This window comes from Streptomyces sp. NBC_01241 (assembly GCF_041435435.1).
In the GTDB taxonomy this organism is placed as follows: Bacteria; Actinomycetota; Actinomycetes; order Streptomycetales; family Streptomycetaceae; genus Streptomyces.
In genome coordinates this window covers 1,832,501-1,850,623 of record NZ_CP108494.1, presented here as the reverse complement: position 1 = coordinate 1,850,623, position 18,123 = coordinate 1,832,501, and the positions used below count along the sequence as shown (strand labels likewise).

The following is an 18,123-nucleotide window of genomic DNA, read 5'->3' as shown; positions in this document are numbered from 1 at the left end:
GAGCAGGCGGTACGCGGCCGTCGTGCGTCTGTGCCCGGCCCCGACCCGCCCAAGTCGAAAAGATGGTCGATCCACCGCAGAATGTGGTGGAACCGGACTTTTGTCAGGCTGCGGGGAGGAGGTCGCTGTGCGCTCCACACGTCGCCGAACCTGGGCCCTGCCGGCGGCCTCCGTGGTCATCGCCGGACTCATAGCCCCCCTGGGCATATCCGTCATATCCATGGCGGGACCGAGTGGAGCCGGGGCGTCCGCTCCCGACGCTCCCACCCCGGAGCCCGCCGGATCCGAATGCCGTACGTCGGTCCTGGGCTCCCGGGTCGTCGCCTACTGCCACAACCCGTACCCCTCCACCGATCGCGTACAGCTGCACACCGAATGCCGCCGCTGGTGGGACATAGACGCCGACGCCACCCCGGTCGACGTGGGACCGGGACAGACCGTGCGGCTCGACGACCGCTGCTGGAAGGAAGTCGGCTCGGCCTGGGTCACCCACCGGGTGCAGAGTTCCGTTTGACGCGCGACGTTCCGTTTGACCGCGACGCGACCGCCGGTCGACGCGAAGTGGCTCCGTTTGACCGTGACGCGACCGCCGGTCGACGCGAAGTGGCTCCGCTCGACGAGACGCGACCCCGGTCGACCCGAGGTGACTTCGACCCCCACGCCTGGTCCGCCGGACGGCCGCGCCCCCTCACACCCGGTCCACCAGACAGCTCAGTGCATGACTCGCCGCCTCGGCCGCCGCCGTCTCCGCGTCCCCCGCCCGGATCGCCTCGACCAGCCGGCCGTGGTCCATGAGGCTCTCCGGCCCCAGCTCATGGCCGACATCGACCCTGAGATAATCGCGCAGCAGATCGCCCAGGTCGGCATAGAGGCCGGTCAGCACGTCATTGTGCGAGGCCGCGACCACCGCCAGATGCAGCGTCGCATCCGCCGCGACGAACGCCTCGGCATCACCCGCGGCCCAGGTCTCCTCCCGCCGCGCCATGAGCGCGTCCAGCTGCTTCAGATCCCGCTCGGTGCGCCGGACGGCCGCCAGCCGTGCCGCCGACGACTCCAGAGTGGAACGCAGCTCGGCGACATGGCGCGGATCGGCGGTGGCGAAGCGGCGGTGCATCACCCCGGCCAGTTCGCTGGTGGCGACGACATACGTACCCGAGCCCTGCCGGATGTCGAGCAGGCCGTTGTGTGCGAGCGCGCGCACGGCCTCGCGGACGGTGTTACGGGCCACGCCCAGCTGCTCCACCAGTTCGGGCTCGGTGGGAATCCGTGAACCCACGGGCCACTCGCCCGAGGTGATCTGGTCCCTCAGCTGGGCAATCACCTGGTCGGCGAGTGCCGAACGCCGCGGAGACGTCAGCGCCATGGTGCTCCTTGCTCGGGTTGCTTCGGTGACGGGTTGCTGCGGTGATGAGAGGGGTACGGGGTGGCCCTGCTGTTGGTGAATGGTCTCAGAGGAGTATGCGCAGGATTGGACAATCAATCATCCCATGATTCTATGATGACTCCATGCCCGACGACGAGACCCAGCCGCAGCCCCGGACCCCGACCCGGACCCTGAGCCCCACCACCGCGGACATCCCGACCAAATCCCCGGCCCCGAAAGCCCCGCAGACCGCACAGGCCACGCAGACCGCTCCCGGGCCGTCCCCGTGGCTGCTCCGGTTCGTCGTCATCGGCCTCGTCCTCGCCGCGCTCAACCTCCGTCCCGCCATCACCAGCCTCGGCGCCCTCCTCGAAGAGGTGCAGGACGGGCTGCACATGAGCGGCAGCGTCGCCGGTGTCCTCACCTCCGTACCGCCGCTCTGCTTCGCGGTCTTCGGCGTCATGGCGCCTCGCCTCGCCCGCCGCTTCGGCGCGGGCGCGATCGTCTGCGTCGGCATGATGGCCATCACGGCCGGTCTGGTGATGCGGTCGCTCGTCGGCGGCACGGTCGGCTTCCTCGCCGCGAGCGCCCTCGCTCTCATGGGCATCGCCGTCAGCAACATCCTGATGCCGGTGATCGTCAAGCGCTGGTTCCCGGACCGCGTCGGCTCCATGACCGGGCTCTACTCGATGGCCCTGGCCCTCGGCACCTCGCTCGCCGCCGCCGTGACCGTGCCCATGACCAGTGCGCTGGGCGGCAGCTGGAGGGCGGGCCTCGGTATCTGGGCCGTCCTCGCCGCCGCCGCGATCCTGCCCTGGATCCCGCTGGTACGGGACCGGCGCGGCACCGCCGGGCAGCTTGCCGCCCGCCACCAGGACGCCCCGGCACTCAGGATCACTCGGAGCCGTACGGCGTGGAGCCTCGCCTGCTTCTTCGGCCTGCAGGCCACCGCCGCGTACATCACCATGGGATGGATGCCGCAGATCTTCCGCGACGCGGGTGTCTCGGCCGGTACGGCGGGCGTGCTGCTCGCCGTGACCATGGCGATGGGCGTGCCGCTCGCGTTCGTCATCCCCCGGGTCGCCGGCCGCATGAAGAACCAGGGCCCGATCGTCGTCGTCCTCGGCTCCTGCGGCCTCATCGGATACGCCGGCCTCTACCTCGCACCGACCGGCGGTGCCTGGGTCTGGGCGCTGCTGCTCGGCATCTCGAACTGCGCCTTCCCGCTCGCCCTGACCATGATCGGCATGCGGTCCCGCAGTGGCGCCGGAGTGGTCCGGCTGTCCGCGTTCGCGCAGTCCACCGGCTATCTGATCTCGATTCCCGGCCCGCTGCTCATCGGCGTGCTCCACCAGCACAGCGGTGGCTGGGGGCTGCCGATCGCACTGATGGCGGGCCTCATGGTGCCGCAGATGGTGGCCGGAGTGCTGGCCGGGCGGGACCGGACGATCGAGGACGAATGCTGAGATGCGAGACTGAGCCCATGTCTCCTGTGCTCGATCCGAATCCCCAGAACGGTCAGAAGAAGCTTCTCCTCGTGCTCGGGGCGATGCTGCTGGTCACCGTGATCATCGCGGTGATCGCCTCGATCGCATCCCCCTGAATCCGGCTGAATCCATCTGAACCTGCCTGAACCCCCTGAACCGCGTGGCCGACGACGGCCGGTGGTGGGGCTAGCACCACCGTCCCCTAGGGGGACAGGGTCAGGGGGAAGTGGGTGGGTCACCGGATGGGACCGGCACCCCCGAGTCCGTAGGTTCTGGGTATCGGAACCGATGACTCTCGGAGGCGGACATGCCGACCCGTACGCACACCCGGACCAACCACCCGGCCACGGGCAGCGTCGAGGTCCGGCTGCCGTGGTGGGCCATCGCGCTGCCCGCGATCGCGTTCGCCGCGCTCCTGCTGATGATTGTGGGATCCGGCGACGCACACGCGGCGACGGCCGACCCCGCGCTCGGCCGGTTGCTTGAGCGAATCGTGGCCCTGATCACCGGCTGACGGCTTCCGCGCAGCCCATGGAAGCCCTTCAACACCCTGCGCCGGGCGGCACATTTCGTGCGAAGCTGAGGTGTATGAGCGTCGATACACCTCGCAGGATCGTCCTTCTCAGGCATGCCAAGGCGGAATGGTCGCAGGACTCCGACCATGAGCGGCCGCTCGCGGAGCGCGGCCGCAAGGACGCCCCCGTCGCAGGCCGCAAACTCGTCGATTCCGGGATCGTCCTCGATCTGGCCCTCTGCTCGACCGCAGTCAGGACGCGCGAGACGTGGAAGCTGGCCGTCCACGAGATGCCGCACCGTCCCAGGACCGTGTACGAGGAGCGACTGTACGAGGCGTCTCCCGGCGAACTGATCGCCCTGATCAACGAGACCCCCGATGATGTGCACGACCTTCTTGTCATCGGCCACAACCCCGGGATGCACGCGGTCGCCGACGCCCTCTCGGAATCGGCCGAGGGCGACGCCCTGGCCCGGATGAACCGAGGCGGCTTCCCGACCGCCGCCTTCGCCGTCGTGGAATTCTCTGGCTCCTGGAAGGGCGTGGAGCACGGAGTGGGCAAGCTGGTCGAGTACTGGACCCCCAACGACTGATCCCGCCGTCGTACGTTCCGCCGTCGTACGGTCCCGGCTGTCGTACGGGTCCCCGCCGTTGCGCAGCTCACGTCGTCGTACGAACAGGGCCCCGGTGGTTTCCGCGCATCATGCGCGGAAACCACCGGGGCCCTGCTCATACGTGGGTATGCGAGTAAGCGGGTACGCGTCAGTCGACGAGGCCGTCTGCGGCCTCGACCTCCTCGCGGGTGATACCGAGCAGGTACAGCACGGTGTCCAGGAACGGCACGTTCACCGCGGTGTGGGCCGCCTCGCGGACCACCGGCTTGGCGTTGAACGCCACCCCGAGCCCGGCGGTGTTCAGCATGTCGAGGTCGTTCGCGCCGTCGCCGATCGCGACGGTCTGCGCCAGCGGCACCCCGGCCTGCTCGGCGAAACTGCGCAGCAGCCGGGCCTTGCCGGCCCGGTCGACGATGTCGCCGACGACCCGTCCGGTGAGCTTGCCGTCGACCACTTCCAAGGTGTTGGCAGAGGCGAAGTCGAGCCCGAGCCGTTCCTTCAGATCATCGGTGACCTGGGTGAACCCGCCCGAAACCACACCCACTTGGTAGCCGAGCCGCTTCAGCGTACGGATCAGCGTGCGGGCCCCCGGGGTCAGCCGCACCTCGGCGCGCACCTTGTCCACCACCGATACGTCGAGCCCCGCGAGCAGCGCCACCCGCGCGTGCAGCGACTGCTCGAAGTCGAGCTCGCCGCGCATCGCCTGCTCGGTCACCTCGGCGACCTTGTCCTCGCAGCCGGCATGGGCGGCGAAGAGCTCGATGACCTCGTCCTGGATGAGCGTCGAGTCGACGTCCATGACGACCAGCCGTTGCGCCCGGCGGCTCAGTCCGGCCGACACGACCGCGATGTCGACGCCGATCCCGGCGGACTCCGTCGCCAGCGCCGTCCGCAGTTCCTCGGTCCCGGTGCCGGAGACCGCGAACTCGACTGCGGTGACCGGGTACTTCGCGAGCCGGAAGATGCGGTCGATGTTCCCGCCGGTGGAGGTGATCGTGGCCGCTATGGCGGCGGTCGACTCGGCGGTCAGCGGGTGCCCGAGCACCGTCACATGGGAACGTCCGGAGCCACGCGGGCGGTTGTCACCCGTACCGGAGATGATCTCGGCCTGCAGCTTCAGTGAGTCGGCCCAGCTGTGCACGGTCGCCCGCAGGTCGCCCTCGGTGGTGCCGTCCGCGGTCGGGGCGGTGACCAGTGCGCACAGGACGATGCGGCCACGGGTGACGACCTGCTCGATGTCGACGACATCGACCGAGTAGGCGGCGAGGGTGTCGAAGAGCCCGGCGGTGATCCCGGGGCGGTCCTTCCCGAAGATCTTCACGAGAAGGGTGGGGGTGTCCGTGCCCTGACGGGACTCAGGGGGTTCAGGAGACGGGGAAGACTGAGGTGGCTGAGATGCGCTCATGGTGCTCCCACCGTATCGGTCCGTTCCATGGCCTCGACGGCCCGTCCCGAGGACCGGACAGCGCGTCGCCGCCCCGTCTCCGCACGCCACTGGCATGCAACATAGCGCGACGACGGACCGGACGCGCTCGGGTGCGCCCGGCGACCACGGACGGACCCGAGCGGATCCGGACCGGGGCGGATCCGGACCGGGGCGGATCTTCCGGGCGGATCCGGACCGGGGCGATGTTCCGAGCGGACGGAATCACCGTGGCGCGGCCCGTTCACTCACGGGTCGTACGCAGTCATGCGCGGTTGCCGGCTTCCGTGCCGATCCATCCTGACGGACGGCACAACACCACAGTCCTCGGCAGGGTCTTCACCTGGCCCGACTTTCGTATCGGGGACTGCTCCTGGAATAGTTCCCCACGATGTTCAGCATCCCTAGACTCCCTGCGATGGGGGTAACTCGGGGGACAACTAGTGGGGCGCGGAGTGCCGGAACTCGTACTGGAATTGAATGGCAGGACCTGGACGCTCGATCCGTCCAGGTCGTACACCCTGGGGCGTGATCCGCAGGGCGACCTGACGATCGACGACGCCAGGGTGTCGTGGCGGCACGCCACGATCAGCTGGGGGGGCCACAGTTGGTTCATCGAGGACCACGGCAGCACCAATGGCACCTATGTGCAGGGCCGGCGAATCCGTCAGCTTGAAATAGGGCCCGGCTCCGCCGTGCACCTCGGCAACGCCACGGACGGACCGCGGCTGAGCGTCAGCACCGCCGCGGGCGCCGATGTGTACAGCGGGCAGGGCGCGGGTGCGCAGCAGGCCCCCGCCCAGCAGCCCCAGCAGGGTGGCGCGGGCTGGCCCGGCCAGCAGGCTGCCCCCGTTCCGCAGCAACAGCAGCAACAACGACAGCCGCCGCAGCAGGGCTGGCAGCAGACCCCCCAGGCCCAGCCGCAGCAGCAGCCCGCGCAGCCCCAGCAGCCCCAGGTCCCGCACCAGCAGGGCCCGGCGAAATCACTCGGTACACCCGGCTCGGGCGGGCCCGGCGGTGCCGCGGGGGCCTCGTCGGTGTACGGCGACCGCAACCCCACGACGTTCCACCAGCTGGACCTCGGCCGCGTCATGCGCATCGGTCGTGCGCTCGAGAACGAACTGGTCGTCTCCGACCTCCAGGTCTCGCGCCATCACGCCGAGTTCCACGCGACGCCCGACGGCCGCTCCGAGATCCGTGACCTCGGATCCCACAACGGCACCTACGTCAACGGTCAGCCGCTCCCCAAGTCCGGCTCCGCGCTCATCGGCCCGAACGACATCGTCGGCGTCGGTCACTCGACCTTCCGCCTGGTCGGGGACCGGCTGGAAGAGTTCGTCGACACCGGTGACGTCTCCTTCTCCGCCCGCCACCTCACAGTGACGGTCGACGGCGGGAAGCAGATCCTCAAGGACGTCTCCTTCGGCGTCCCGGAGAAGTCGCTCATCGCGGTCATCGGCCCGTCCGGCTCCGGCAAGTCCACCCTGCTCAAGGCGCTCACGGGCTACCGGCCCGCCAACCAGGGAGACGTCCTCTACGACAACCGGAACCTGTACAAGCAGTTCGCCGAGCTGCGTCAGCGCATCGGTCTGGTCCCGCAGGACGACATCCTGCACAAGGAACTCACCGTCACCAAGGCCCTCAAGTACGCGGCCAAGCTCCGCTTTCCCGCGGACACCACAGAGGCCGAGCGCGAGGCCCGGATCCTCGAAGTCCTCGCCGAGCTCAAGCTCGACATCCACAAGGACAAGAAGGTCACCTCGCTCTCCGGTGGCCAGCGCAAGCGTGTCTCCGTGGCCCTGGAGCTGCTCACGAAGCCGTCGCTGATCTTCCTGGACGAGCCGACCTCCGGCCTCGACCCGGGCATGGACCGCGATGTCATGCAGCTGCTGCGCGGCCTGGCCGACGACGGCCGTACGGTCCTCGTCGTCACCCACTCCGTGGCCGAGCTGGCGATCTGCGACAAGCTGCTCGTCATGGCGCCGGGCGGTTCCGTCGCCTACTTCGGCCCGCCGGAGGAAGCGCTCAACTTCTTCGGCTACACCACCTGGGCCGACGTCTTCTCCGCGTTCGAGAATTACCGCGACTACGACTGGGCGGGCCGTTGGCGCGGTTCGCAGCACTACCAGATGTACGCCGCGGACATCGACGCCGTCGCCGTACAGTCCGTACACATGCCGCAGCAGCAGCTGCGCCCGCCGAAGCCGCAGAGCTGGACGGCCCAGCTGTGGACGCTGATGCGCCGCTACGTCTCGGTGATCGCGTCCGACAAGGGCTTCATGGGCCTGATGGTGATCCTGCCCGCCGTGCTCGGCGTCGTCAGCGTGGTCATCCCCGCCAACTTCGGCCTGGCCCCGCCGAAGGCGCCGTCCCGGTTCAACGGAGCCGCCGGAACGATCATGCTGATCCTCGCGGTCGGTATGTGCTTCTCCGGAGCGGCCAACTCCGTACGAGAACTGATCAAGGAACGCGTCATCTACGAACGGGAACGGGCCACCGGTCTCTCCCGCTCCGCCTATCTGATGTCGAAGGTGATCGTCCTCGGCGTGATCACGGCCATCCAGGGCGTCATCATCTGCGGTATCGGCTTCGCCACCCGCGAGCTGCCCGCAGAGGGCCTGATCATGCCGCCGGCCGTCGAGCTCTGCGTGACGATCATCGCGCTCGGCTTCACCTCGATGATGTTCGGCCTGGTGATCTCCTCGCTGGTGAAGACCGCCGAGAAGACCATGCCGCTGCTGGTCATGTTCGCGATCGTCCAGGTCGTCTTCACCGGCATCCTCTTCCAGGTCTACGGATCGCCCGGCCTGGAGCAGTTCGCCTGGCTGATGCCGTCCCGCTGGGCCATCGCCGGCGCGGGCACGACACTCGACCTGTCGCACCTCATGGCGCCGTGGGACCCGAAGAACCCGACCGACCTGGACCCGCTGTGGGAGCACTCGGCCGGTCAGTGGGGCATGAACATCTCGGTGCTCCTGCTGCTCGGCATCATCTGCGGCGTCGTCGTCGCGCGACTGCTGCGCCGCCACGAGCCGGAGGTCATGCGCAAGTAGACGCGGACACCCGCGTACGCATACGCCGCAGGGCGGCACCCCACGTGGGGTGCCGCCCTCCGGCGTATGCGTACGCGGCTCCTCAGGCCGTCCGAGGACGTCCGGATGCGATCAGTACGCGCTGTTGACGTTGTCGATCGAGCCGTACCGGTCGGCGGCGTAGTTGGCCGCGGCGGTGAGGTTGGCGACCGGGTTGTACTGGCTGAAGGCCGTGCCGGGGACGTGGTACGCGTCGAACGTCGGCTTGATGATCTGCAGCAGGCCGATGGACGGAACGCCGTTCCGCGCGTTGATGTCCCAGCCGTTGATCGCATTCGGGTTGCCGCTGGACTCCCGCATGATGTTGCGGTGCAGACCGTCGTACGTGCCGGGGATGCCGCGCGACTTCATGATGTCCAGGGCCTCCCGGATCCAGCCGTCCAGGTTGTTGGCGTAGACCGGGGTACGGGCCTCGGAACGGCTGGCAGCCTGCGTGCCGGTGCGCTTCTCGGCGACGGCCTCGGACTTCACCCGGGCCTTCGCCTCGGCCTTGGCCTTCGCGGCGGCCTTCGCCTTCGCCTCGACCGCGGCGGCCTTCTTGGCTCGCGCGAGGTCGGCGGCCTTCACCAGCTTCTCGGCGGTCGAGTGCTGCCCGATGAGGCTGGCCTGCAGTGCCTTGGCCTGCGGAGTACCGGCGACCGAGGTGAGAACCACGGGGGCGGCGGCCTCGGCGGCCTGGGCCTTGGGCTTGCCTTCGGCATTGGCGGGGACGAGCGAGAACGAGAGCGAGGCGACGGCGACGGCGGAGATAGCCGCGGCGGAGAGCTTCTGGGTCTTGTTCAGGCGACGGCGACGGCCGGGGATGCTGGACTCGGACATGCAGACGTACCTCTTCGAATCGCGGAAGTCCTCACGGAGGACGAAGACGGGAGGCGAGGTGTTCGCATCTCCGTCGGGGACGAGAGCAATTCTTAGCGTCAGCAAAATGGCGTGGCAAAGGTGTGACGTACGATCCCGGGTAGTGGATCAGGACTCTGCTCGAACGTGGCAGCTCGCGCTCATGCTCACTGATGTGGCACTTAGGTATCCACTAGCAGGCTTCGTAAGTGACGTGGGTCCTATGCCCGGCCTCACATCGACCGTGTAACAAGCTCACCAACGGTTGCTCAAGCAATTCGGAGTGTGAGGCTCCGGTCTCGGAGGCTGGATGGACGCCCTTCCCCCTGGCCCGACCTGCCCCGGCCCTCCGTACAGGACCGCGATGTACCCCGTACGGGACCTCAGCAGAACCCCGTACCGGGCCGGGCCGAACCCCGCCGTACCCGACCGCGGCCGAACCCCGCCGTACCCGACCTCGGCCGGACCTAGTCCCTGCGCCCTAATCGACGGCCGTCCACAGGCCGATACGGCGCCCGTACCTCCGCCGGTACGGTGAGGCCATGAGCCATCGCCCACCGTCGGGCCTCGCAGCGGTGAGTGCCGCGCTGCTCGCCATGAGCCGGCATCTCGAAGTGCGCGACGTCCTGAAGACGATCGTCGCCTCGGCCCGCGAACTGCTGGACGCCGAGTACGCCGCCCTGGGCGTGCCCGACGATCACGGCGGCTTCGCCCAGTTCGTCGTCGACGGCGTCAGCGACGAGCAGTGGAAGGCCATCGGCCCCCTGCCCCGGCAGCACGGCATCCTCGCCGCGATGCTCCACGAGGCGAGGCCCGAGCGCCTCGCCGACGTCCGCAAGGACCCCCGCTTCGAGGGCTGGCCCGCCGCCCACCCCGACATGTCCGATTTCCTCGGTCTGCCCATCCGGGACGGCGACGAGATCATCGGCGCGCTCTTCCTCGCCAACAAGCGCTGCCCCAAACCCGAGGGCAGCTGCGGTTTCACCGCCGAGGACGAGGAGCTGCTGTCGATCCTCGCCCAGCATGCGGCGATCGCCCTCACCAACGCCCGGCTGTACGAGCGCAGCCGGGAGCTCACCATCGCCGAGGAGCGCTCCCGGCTCGCCCATGAGCTGCACGACGCGGTCAGCCAGAAGCTGTTCTCGTTGCGGCTGACGGCCCAGGCCGCCACCACTCTGATCGACCGCGACCCGGCCCGCGCCAAGGGCGAGCTCCACCAGGTCGCCGCGCTCGCCGCGGAAGCCGTGGAGGAGCTGCGCGCCGCCGTCATCGAACTGCGCCCGGCCGCGCTCGATGAGGACGGCCTCATCGCCACCCTCCGCACCCAGATCCAGGTCCTGGACCGTGCCCACTCGGCCCGGGTCACCTTCGAGAGCCTGGGCGTACGGGCCCTGCCGGCCGCCCAGGAAGAGGCGCTGCTCCGGGTCTCGCAGGAGGCCCTGCACAACGCGCTGCGCCACTCGGGCGCCGAGCACGTCGGCGTCACACTGGCCCGGCACGGCGGCGGCACACTGCTGCGGATCACCGACGACGGCAGCGGCTTCGAACCCGCGGCGACCCGGCAGGCGGGCCGCCACCTGGGCCTGGTGTCGATGCGCGACCGCGCGAGCGGGGTCGGCGGAAGGCTCACCGTTGAATCGGCGCCCGGCAAGGGCACCACGATCGAGATGGAGGTACCCGGTGGCTGACAAGATCATCAGGGTGCTGCTGGTCGACGACCACCAGGTGGTCCGCCGCGGTCTGCGTACATTCCTGGAGGTACAGGACGACATAGAAGTGGTCGGTGAGGCGTCCGACGGCGCGGAAGGGGTGGCCAGGACCGAAGAACTCCGTCCCGACGTCGTCCTGATGGACATCAAGATGCCCGGCACGGACGGGATCGAGGCCCTGCGCAAGCTCCGCGAGCTGGAGAACCCGGCCAAGGTCCTCATCGTCACCAGCTTCACCGAGCAGCGCACCGTGGTCCCCGCGCTACGGGCCGGAGCTTCCGGGTACGTATACAAGGACGTCGACCCGGACGCCCTGGCCGGCGCTATCCGCTCGGTGTACGCGGGCCACGTCCTGCTCCAGCCGGAGGTCGCGGGAGCCCTGCTAGCCCAGGACGACGCGGGCAGCGGTACGGGCCGGGGGAGCACCCTTACCGAACGGGAGCGGGAAGTGCTGGGCCTCATCGCTGACGGCCGCTCCAACCGCGAGATCGCGCGAGCCCTGGTCCTCTCCGAGAAGACCGTCAAGACGCACGTCTCGAATATTCTGATGAAGCTGGATCTCTCGGACCGCACCCAGGCGGCCCTCTGGGCCGTCCGGCACGGGGCGGCGGGCTGACCGGCACCGAATCGGACCGTCTCACTCCGGACTGAGATTCATACTGTCGGGTGGACGTCACCCGGACGGCGCAACCTGTTCGACCCCGAGGCGTTCTCCAGGGTGCTGCGGCGGCTGGCCGCAGCCACGCTAGGAGGATCCTGAAGTGAAGAACCTGAAGAAGGCCGCTGCCGTCACCATGATCGCCGGCGGAATCATCGCCGCCGGTGCCGGCGCGGCTTCCGCCACCGGCCACGGCGCCGGCGCCCACGGTGCCGCGACCCACTCCCCGGGCGTGGTCAGCGGCAACGTCGTCCAGGTCCCGGTGCACGTCCCGGTGAACGTGGTCGGCAACACCGTCAACGTGATCGGCCTGCTCAACCCCGCCTTCGGCAACGTCGGCCTGAACGGCTGACCGACCACGGCCCTGTGTCGCCGGCCGGGCACATCGAGCCCGTCCGGCGACCCCCACACCCACCGCTCACCCCGGCACCCTCAAGCCCACCCCGGCACCCTCAAGCCCACACCCGGCACTCACAAGCCCGTCCGGCGATTGAGGACAAAGCCAGCACCCCGGGACGCCAACCGCAACCACCCCCGCCGGCCGCCCAAGGCCTACCGCTCCCGCTCTTCCACATACGCGTTGTACGCGGCAACCTGCGCCCGCCGAGCCACCCGCTCCACCGGCCTCAGCGCCTCCCCCCGAGCCGCGATCTCCGACGCGCTCACCGCCCCGCCGTGCCCGTTCTCGTACGCCACCGAGATCAGCAGCCCGACCCGCTGCGCCAGCTCCAGCACCCGCACCGCCCGCGGCGGATACCCCGGCGCCAGCACCTCGCGCCCCCGCTCCGCCCGCGCCCGGTACGCGTCCACCGCCGCCTCCGCGACCGGCCCGGAGCCCGCCACATCCAACCGCGACAGCACCGCCGTCGCATCCCGCAACGCCTCGGCGAGCTCCCGCTCCGCCTCACCCAGCGACGGCACATCGGCCGGCGGCGCCTCCCGCACGGGCAGACAGTGCCACACCACCTCGACGTGCAGATCCCCCTCCGGCCCCACCTCGTGGACCTCGGGAACCAGCCCGTACGGTGCGCCGAACGCGACCACCGCCTCCTCCGCCTCCAACGCCCGCGCGTTGAAGTCCGGCGGACCGCTCAGTCCCAGCGGATGCCCAGGGGCCGGCAGCGCGACCCGGAAGCCGGTCACCCCCAGTGCCCGCAACCGCCCGAGCGCCAGCGTGAGCCCGACCGGCCCCGTCTCGCCCGGCACTCCCTCCACGCGGTGCACCGCGTCCTCCCCGACAATGGCGAGCGCTGCGTCGTCCGGCGATACGAGCCCTGCCAGAAGCGCGTTTCCCCAAGCGGCCAGCAGTCCTGAGCGTGGTTCCGAAAGCATGGCACCAGCCTAGGGAACGGAGCAGGGGCCTGTCCTCACGCGGGCCCAGCGCCTGACGCACTCCTGCGGTGGCGTAGATTTCCCTGGGAGCTGTGCCCACAGGCACGCGACGATCTCGACACTGCATGGGGAGACAACGCGCCATGAGCGATGTACTGGAGCTGGTGGACGTATCCGTGGTCCGCGACGGACGCGCTCTGGTGGACGACGTCTCCTGGCAGGTCAAGGAGGGGGAGCGCTGGGTCATCCTCGGCCCGAACGGCGCCGGCAAGACCACCCTCCTCAACATCGCGTCCAGCTACCTCTTCCCGAGCACCGGCACCGCCAAGATCCTCGGCGAGCAACTCGGAGGCGTCGGCACCGATGTCTTCGATCTCCGCCCCCGCATCGGCATCGCGGGCGTTGCCATGGCCGAGAAGCTGCCCAGGCGCCAGACCGTTCTACAGACGGTGCTCACCGCCGCCTACGGCATGACCGCCACCTGGCACGAGAACTACGAGGCCGTGGATGAGGAGCGCGCCCGCGCCTTCCTCGACCGCCTCGGCATGACCGAGTACCTCGACCGCAAGTTCGGCACCCTTTCCGAGGGCGAGCGCAAGCGCACCCTCATCGCCCGCGCCATGATGACCGACCCGGAGCTGCTGCTCCTCGACGAGCCCGCCGCGGGACTCGACCTCGGGGGCCGCGAGGACCTGGTCCGCCGCCTCGGCCGACTGGCCCGCGACCCGTACGCCCCCTCCATGATCATGGTCACCCACCACGTCGAGGAGATCGCCCCCGGCTTCACCCACGTCCTGATGATCCGCCAGGGCAAGGTGCTCGCCGCGGGCCCCATGGAGACCGAGCTCAGCTCCCGCAACCTCTCCCTCTGCTTCGGCCTGCCGCTGATCGTCGAGCACACCGGCGACCGCTACACGGCCCACGGACTCCCGCTCTCCTAAAACGGAATCGGCCCGGCGGAACGGAATCGGCCCGGCGGAACGGAATCGGCCCGGCGGAACGGAATCGGCCCGGCGGAACGGAATCGGCCCGGCAGAACGGAATCGGCCCGGCAGAACAGAACCGGCCCGGCAGAACAGAACAGTACGAAACCCCTCCGACCGGAACGTCTCCGACCGAACCCCCCCCGGCCACCCCGGGCCGGAACCCCTCCGGCTGGAACCTGTCCGGCGCGACGTCCGCTTGCGCCCTGTCCGCGAAGGCACCCGCGGTCCTACCATGACCACGTGGACATCGACGCATGGGTGTGGTGGCTGATCGGCGCGGTGGGACTGGGCATCCCGCTCGTCCTGACCGCGATGCCCGAGTTCGGCATGTTCGCCGTCGGAGCGGTCGCCGCGGCGGTCGTGGCGGCACTCGGCGGTGGCATCGTGGCCCAAGTACTGGTATTCGTCGTGGTCTCCGTGGCGCTCATCGCCGTGGTCCGGCCGATCGCCGCCAGGCACCGTGCCGACCAGCCCCAACTGGCCACCGGCATCGATGCGCTGAAAGGCCGTCAGGCAGTCGTCCTGGAACGGGTCGACGGCAGTGGCGGCCGGATCAAGCTGGCCGGAGAGATCTGGTCCGCCCGCGCACTCGACGGGGGCCAGAGCTTCGATCCGGGCCAACAGGTCGATGTCGTCGAGATCGACGGTGCCACAGCAGTCGTCATGTGACCGAACCACCCACACGACAGAGCACGTTCTGTCAGACTCGATGTCGATGATCATGAGATCGGGACCGTCCAGGCACAGACATACGGCCCCTCACACGATTTCGACCTCGATCATCGCGATCCGTCGGCAACCGAAGGGCAACGAGGAACACGATGCAACCGATCATCATCGTCCTGATCATTCTGGTGGTGCTCGTCTTCATCGCCCTGATCAAGACGATCCAGGTCATTCCGCAGGCCAGCGCCGCCATCGTGGAGCGCTTCGGCCGCTACACCCGCACGCTCAACGCAGGCCTGAACATCGTCGTTCCATTCATCGACTCGATCAGGAACCGCATCGACCTCCGTGAACAGGTCGTGCCCTTCCCGCCCCAGCCGGTGATCACCCAGGACAACCTGGTCGTCAACATCGACACGGTCATCTATTACCAGGTGACCGACGCGAGGGCCGCGACCTACGAAGTCGCCAGCTACATCCAGGCGATCGAGCAGCTCACCGTCACCACCCTCCGCAACATCATCGGTGGCATGGACCTGGAGCGCACCCTGACCTCCCGCGAGGAGATCAACGCCGCCCTCCGCGGAGTCCTCGACGAGGCGACCGGCAAGTGGGGCATCCGCGTCAACCGCGTCGAGCTCAAGGCGATCGAACCGCCCACCTCCATCCAGGACTCGATGGAGAAGCAGATGCGCGCCGATCGCGACAAGCGCGCTGCGATCCTCCAGGCCGAAGGAACCCGGCAGTCCGCGATCCTCACGGCGGAGGGCGAGAAGCAGTCCGCGATCCTGCGCGCCGAAGGTGAGGCCAAGGCCTCGGCCCTGCGCGCCGAGGGCGAGGCACAGGCCATCCGTACGGTCTTCGAGTCCATCCACGCCGGCGACCCGGACCAGAAGCTCCTCTCGTACCAGTACCTCCAGATGCTCCCGAAGATCGCCGAGGGCGACGCCAACAAGCTCTGGATCGTGCCCAGCGAAATCGGCGACGCACTCAAGGGCCTCAGCGGAGCCTTCGGCAACCTCGGCAACGGTGTCCCCGGATTCGACACCGGCAAGGAACGAAGGGAACAGCCCCCGGTCGACTGACGCGTACAGGCCCTCGTGCATGATCAGTGCACCAACCACCGATCATGTACGGGGGATTCGCCATGACCACCTGGGAGATGCTCGCCGTCTTCGCCGCGGGCATCAGCGCCGGCACGATCAACACGATCGTCGGATCGGGAACGCTGATCACCTTCCCGGTGCTGCTCGCCACTGGTCTGCCCCCGGTCACCGCCACCGTCTCCAACGGCCTCGGCCTGATCCCGGGCTCCGTCAGCGGAGCCATCGGCTACCGCGCCGAACTAGTGGGACAGGGTCGCCGCGTCCTCAAGCTCGCCGTCGGCGCCCTGATCGGCGGCCTCACCGGCGCCGCCCTCCTGCTGACCCTGCCCTCCACGGCCTTCGAGACGATCGTTCCGATCCTGGTGGCCCTGGCCCTCGTCCTGGTCATCCTGCAACCCCGCATCAGCAAAGCGGTCCAGCGCCGACGCGAGCACGACGGCACCCCCGCACGCCCCGACGGCGGCCCGCTCCTCTTCGTCGGACTGATGCTCGCCAGCGTCTACGGCGGCTACTTCACCGCCGCTCAGGGGATCATCTACCTCTCCCTCATGGGCATGCTGCTGGACGACACGATGCAGCGCCTCAACGCCGTCAAGAACGTCCTGGCCGCCATCGTCAACAGCGTCGCCGCGATCTTCTTCCTCTTCGCCGCGGAGTTCGACTGGACGGCCGTCGTGCTGATCGCGGTCGGCTCGGCGATCGGCGGCCAGATCGGTGCCAAGGTCGGCCGCCGCCTCAGCCCCACCATCCTGCGCGTTCTCATCGTCGCCGTCGGCACGGTCGCCATCGTCCAGCTGCTGCTCCGCTGACCCACGGAAGCCCGCCCCCACAAGAGACGGGCTTCCGGTACGACAACATGCGTACGCCGAGTACGTCGATCACGTGCACACCACGCCGACTACGCAGCGGTGCGGTCCAGCCACTCCGGCAGCGCCGACCGCTCACCCGCCCCCAGCGCCAGCAGCATCGCCTCCGCCGGAGACGGCACGAACGGCTGCCGCAGCAGCGGCATCCCCGCCTGCTCCGGCGTCCGGGCCGCCTTGCGGTGATTGTCCTCCGCACAGGACGCCACGGTGTTGAGCCAGGAGTCCTGTCCGCCCTGGGCACGCGGCACCACGTGGTCGACGGTGCTCGCCCGCCGCCCGCAGTACGCGCACCGGTGCTGGTCCCGTATCAGCACACCCCTTCTGGACCACGGGGCCTGTCTTCGGAACGGCACCCGCACGTACCGGCAGAGCCTGATCACCCGGGGCACCGGAATGTCGACGGCGGCACCACGCATACGGAGATCGGGGTGCGACTGCTCGACGACGGCCTTGTCCTGCAGAATCAGCACCACCGCACGGTTCAGCGTCACCGTCGACAGCGGCTCGAAGCTCGCGTTCAGTACCAGCGTGTCCCGCATCTCGCCCACCTCCTGTGTGCCACCCGCCCCCTGGCAGGCCCGGATCAACTCTGGCTGGGCAGGCCGTGATGGACAACGCAATAAAAAATGCCCTGTCCTGATCTCTCCAGGACCAGGACAGGGCAAACAGCAAACGAACTCTCGGCTCACCGGTTGCTAGGCAGGACTTGTGTACTCACCGATCAGCTGAGCACGGCCCAGCGTGTGGAACCGCAGATTGAATCCGACGACCGCGGGCGAAGCATCGCTGTCGACCCCCAGCTTCTCGGTGTCCACCGCGTACACGGTGAATACATAGCGGTGCTTCTCCCCGGCCGGCGGAGCGGCACCGCCGAATTCCTTCGACCCGTAGTCGTTACGGACCTGTACGGCACCCGCGGGCAGTCCTTCGAACGTCCCGCTGCCCGCACCGGCCGGCAGCTCCGTGACCGACGCCGGGATGTCGAATACCACCCAGTGCCAGAATCCGCTGCCCGTCGGAGCATCGGGATCGAAACACGTCACGGCGAAACTCTTGGCGGGGTCCGGGAACCCCTCCCACCGCAGTTGCGGCGACGTGTTCCCGGCCGCGAACACCTGGGCGTCCGCCAGCACGGCCCCGGGGGTGAGGTCCTCGCTCACCACCGTGAACGACGGCACCTCGGGATGGAAGTCGTGCGGCAGCGGCGCCTTCTTCTGCTCGGTCACGTCAGCACCTCTCCTGATCGCTCTCCTGCTGTCAGCAGGTCTCCCGCCCGACCCTAGAGCCAGTTGCGCCGACCGCCGACCTGGGCGAGCCACTGGTTGAGGTATGCCGCCCAGTCGGTGCCGTGGAAGTCGTTCAACCCGACCTTGAACGCGCGGTACGAGTCGCTGCCCTCGCTGAAGAGCCCCGGCTTCTTGTCCATCTCCAGGACGACGTCCATCTCGCGGCCGTCCGCGACGAACGTCA

The 18,123-nt window shown here is 69.0% G+C and carries 20 protein-coding genes (1 of these 20 running past the window's edge); 13 read left to right on the top strand and 7 right to left on the bottom strand.

Annotated elements, in window-relative coordinates; translation table 11 throughout:
* Positions 1-127: 127 nt before the first annotated feature.
* A complete protein-coding gene (locus OG306_RS07935) occupies positions 128-514 on the top strand; it encodes a hypothetical protein (protein ID WP_266745394.1) in 387 nt (128 codons plus the stop codon).
* Positions 515-688: 174 nt separating this feature from the next.
* Here OG306_RS07935 and OG306_RS07930 read toward each other — a convergent pair whose 3' ends face one another.
* Positions 689-1,363, bottom strand: a complete 675-nt coding sequence (locus tag OG306_RS07930; RefSeq protein WP_266745393.1) for a FadR/GntR family transcriptional regulator — start codon at positions 1,361-1,363, stop codon at positions 689-691.
* Positions 1,364-1,506: 143 nt separating this feature from the next.
* On the opposite strand from OG306_RS07930, the gene OG306_RS07925 reads away from it, so the two are divergent.
* From OG306_RS07925 to OG306_RS07910, 4 genes are all read left to right on the top strand, one after another.
* Positions 1,507-2,829: a CynX/NimT family MFS transporter gene (locus tag OG306_RS07925; RefSeq protein WP_266745392.1), complete on the top strand. Its 1,323-nt coding sequence runs from the start codon at positions 1,507-1,509 to the stop codon at positions 2,827-2,829.
* Positions 2,830-2,855: 26 nt separating this feature from the next.
* On the top strand, positions 2,856-2,966 hold the full coding sequence (locus OG306_RS07920) for an SGM_5486 family transporter-associated protein (RefSeq protein ID WP_093895778.1): 111 nt from the start codon (positions 2,856-2,858) through the stop codon (positions 2,964-2,966).
* 191 nt (positions 2,967-3,157) lie between these two features.
* On the top strand, positions 3,158-3,364 hold the full coding sequence (locus OG306_RS07915) for a hypothetical protein (RefSeq protein WP_266745391.1): 207 nt from the start codon (positions 3,158-3,160) through the stop codon (positions 3,362-3,364).
* A 74-nt stretch (positions 3,365-3,438) separates the two neighbouring features.
* Positions 3,439-3,957 (top strand): SixA phosphatase family protein, encoded by a 519-nt coding sequence (locus OG306_RS07910; protein ID WP_093895780.1) that lies wholly within the window; start codon positions 3,439-3,441, stop codon positions 3,955-3,957.
* Between the two features lie 169 nt (positions 3,958-4,126).
* Here the strand turns inward: OG306_RS07910 and serB are convergent, their stop codons facing one another.
* Positions 4,127-5,383, bottom strand: coding sequence for a phosphoserine phosphatase SerB (gene serB, locus OG306_RS07905; protein ID WP_266745390.1), 1,257 nt, complete (start codon positions 5,381-5,383; stop codon positions 4,127-4,129).
* 461 nt (positions 5,384-5,844) lie between these two features.
* Between serB and OG306_RS07900 the strand changes: the two genes are divergently transcribed.
* Positions 5,845-8,454 (top strand): ABC transporter ATP-binding protein/permease, encoded by a 2,610-nt coding sequence (locus tag OG306_RS07900; protein WP_266745389.1) that lies wholly within the window; start codon positions 5,845-5,847, stop codon positions 8,452-8,454.
* A 111-nt stretch (positions 8,455-8,565) separates the two neighbouring features.
* Here the strand turns inward: OG306_RS07900 and OG306_RS07895 are convergent, their stop codons facing one another.
* Positions 8,566-9,312 carry a transglycosylase SLT domain-containing protein gene (locus OG306_RS07895; RefSeq protein WP_266745388.1) on the bottom strand — a complete coding sequence of 249 codons (747 nt, stop codon included), beginning with the start codon at positions 9,310-9,312 and terminating at the stop codon, positions 8,566-8,568.
* 560 nt (positions 9,313-9,872) lie between these two features.
* Between OG306_RS07895 and OG306_RS07890 the strand changes: the two genes are divergently transcribed.
* The 3 genes from OG306_RS07890 to OG306_RS07880 all read left to right on the top strand — a co-directional run bounded on the left by OG306_RS07890 (position 9,873) and on the right by OG306_RS07880 (position 12,049).
* Positions 9,873-11,018 carry a GAF domain-containing sensor histidine kinase gene (locus OG306_RS07890; protein ID WP_266745387.1) on the top strand — a complete coding sequence of 382 codons (1,146 nt, stop codon included), beginning with the start codon at positions 9,873-9,875 and terminating at the stop codon, positions 11,016-11,018.
* Entirely contained in the window at positions 11,011-11,655 is a 645-nt protein-coding gene (locus OG306_RS07885; protein ID WP_266745386.1) for a response regulator, read from the top strand. Before OG306_RS07890 ends, OG306_RS07885 begins: the two co-directional genes overlap by 8 nt.
* A gap of 145 nt (positions 11,656-11,800) precedes the next feature.
* A complete protein-coding gene (locus tag OG306_RS07880) occupies positions 11,801-12,049 on the top strand; it encodes a chaplin family protein (protein WP_266745385.1) in 249 nt (82 codons plus the stop codon).
* 200 nt (positions 12,050-12,249) lie between these two features.
* On the opposite strand, the gene OG306_RS07875 is transcribed toward OG306_RS07880, so the two are convergent.
* On the bottom strand, positions 12,250-13,029 hold the full coding sequence (locus OG306_RS07875; RefSeq protein ID WP_266745384.1) for a hypothetical protein: 780 nt from the start codon (positions 13,027-13,029) through the stop codon (positions 12,250-12,252).
* A 143-nt stretch (positions 13,030-13,172) separates the two neighbouring features.
* On the opposite strand from OG306_RS07875, the gene OG306_RS07870 reads away from it, so the two are divergent.
* The 4 genes from OG306_RS07870 to OG306_RS07855 all read left to right on the top strand — a co-directional run bounded on the left by OG306_RS07870 (position 13,173) and on the right by OG306_RS07855 (position 16,596).
* Positions 13,173-13,970, top strand: a complete 798-nt coding sequence (locus OG306_RS07870; protein WP_266745383.1) for an ABC transporter ATP-binding protein — start codon at positions 13,173-13,175, stop codon at positions 13,968-13,970.
* A gap of 285 nt (positions 13,971-14,255) precedes the next feature.
* Positions 14,256-14,684, top strand: coding sequence for an NfeD family protein (locus OG306_RS07865; RefSeq protein ID WP_266745382.1), 429 nt, complete (start codon positions 14,256-14,258; stop codon positions 14,682-14,684).
* 152 nt (positions 14,685-14,836) lie between these two features.
* Entirely contained in the window at positions 14,837-15,766 is a 930-nt protein-coding gene (locus tag OG306_RS07860; protein WP_266745381.1) for an SPFH domain-containing protein, read from the top strand.
* Positions 15,767-15,828: 62 nt separating this feature from the next.
* Complete coding sequence (locus OG306_RS07855; RefSeq protein WP_266745380.1) at positions 15,829-16,596, top strand: sulfite exporter TauE/SafE family protein; 768 nt, start codon at positions 15,829-15,831, stop codon at positions 16,594-16,596.
* An 89-nt stretch (positions 16,597-16,685) separates the two neighbouring features.
* Here OG306_RS07855 and OG306_RS07850 read toward each other — a convergent pair whose 3' ends face one another.
* The 3 genes from OG306_RS07850 to OG306_RS07840 form a co-directional block, all read right to left on the bottom strand.
* Complete coding sequence (locus tag OG306_RS07850) at positions 16,686-17,192, bottom strand: HNH endonuclease (protein ID WP_266745379.1); 507 nt, start codon at positions 17,190-17,192, stop codon at positions 16,686-16,688.
* Between the two features lie 156 nt (positions 17,193-17,348).
* Positions 17,349-17,879 (bottom strand): YbhB/YbcL family Raf kinase inhibitor-like protein, encoded by a 531-nt coding sequence (locus OG306_RS07845; protein ID WP_266907077.1) that lies wholly within the window; start codon positions 17,877-17,879, stop codon positions 17,349-17,351.
* A 53-nt stretch (positions 17,880-17,932) separates the two neighbouring features.
* Positions 17,933-18,123 carry the 3' end of a sporulation protein gene (locus OG306_RS07840; protein ID WP_266745377.1) on the bottom strand. 592 nt of this gene lie beyond the right edge of the window, so the window shows 191 of its 783 coding nt (coding positions 593-783); the start codon falls outside the window, past its right edge; it ends in the stop codon at positions 17,933-17,935.

Excerpts from the sequence above, each read along its gene's own strand:
- OG306_RS07870 (WP_266745383.1), top strand. The coding sequence starts at position 13,173 with ATGAGCGATGTACTGGAGCTGGTGGACGTATCCGTGGTCCGCGACGGA.
- OG306_RS07860 (WP_266745381.1), top strand. The coding sequence starts at position 14,837 with ATGCAACCGATCATCATCGTCCTGATCATTCTGGTGGTGCTCGTCTTC.
- OG306_RS07855 (WP_266745380.1), top strand. The coding sequence starts at position 15,829 with ATGACCACCTGGGAGATGCTCGCCGTCTTCGCCGCGGGCATCAGCGCC.
- OG306_RS07910 (WP_093895780.1), top strand. The coding sequence starts at position 3,439 with ATGAGCGTCGATACACCTCGCAGGATCGTCCTTCTCAGGCATGCCAAG.
- OG306_RS07890 (WP_266745387.1), top strand. The coding sequence starts at position 9,873 with ATGAGCCATCGCCCACCGTCGGGCCTCGCAGCGGTGAGTGCCGCGCTG.
- OG306_RS07850 (WP_266745379.1), bottom strand. The coding sequence starts at position 17,192 with ATGCGGGACACGCTGGTACTGAACGCGAGCTTCGAGCCGCTGTCGACG.
- OG306_RS07875 (WP_266745384.1), bottom strand. The coding sequence starts at position 13,029 with ATGCTTTCGGAACCACGCTCAGGACTGCTGGCCGCTTGGGGAAACGCG.
- OG306_RS07915 (WP_266745391.1), top strand. The coding sequence starts at position 3,158 with ATGCCGACCCGTACGCACACCCGGACCAACCACCCGGCCACGGGCAGC.
- OG306_RS07930 (WP_266745393.1), bottom strand. The coding sequence starts at position 1,363 with ATGGCGCTGACGTCTCCGCGGCGTTCGGCACTCGCCGACCAGGTGATT.
- OG306_RS07925 (WP_266745392.1), top strand. The coding sequence starts at position 1,507 with ATGCCCGACGACGAGACCCAGCCGCAGCCCCGGACCCCGACCCGGACC.
- OG306_RS07895 (WP_266745388.1), bottom strand. The coding sequence starts at position 9,312 with ATGTCCGAGTCCAGCATCCCCGGCCGTCGCCGTCGCCTGAACAAGACC.
- serB (WP_266745390.1), bottom strand. The coding sequence starts at position 5,383 with ATGAGCGCATCTCAGCCACCTCAGTCTTCCCCGTCTCCTGAACCCCCT.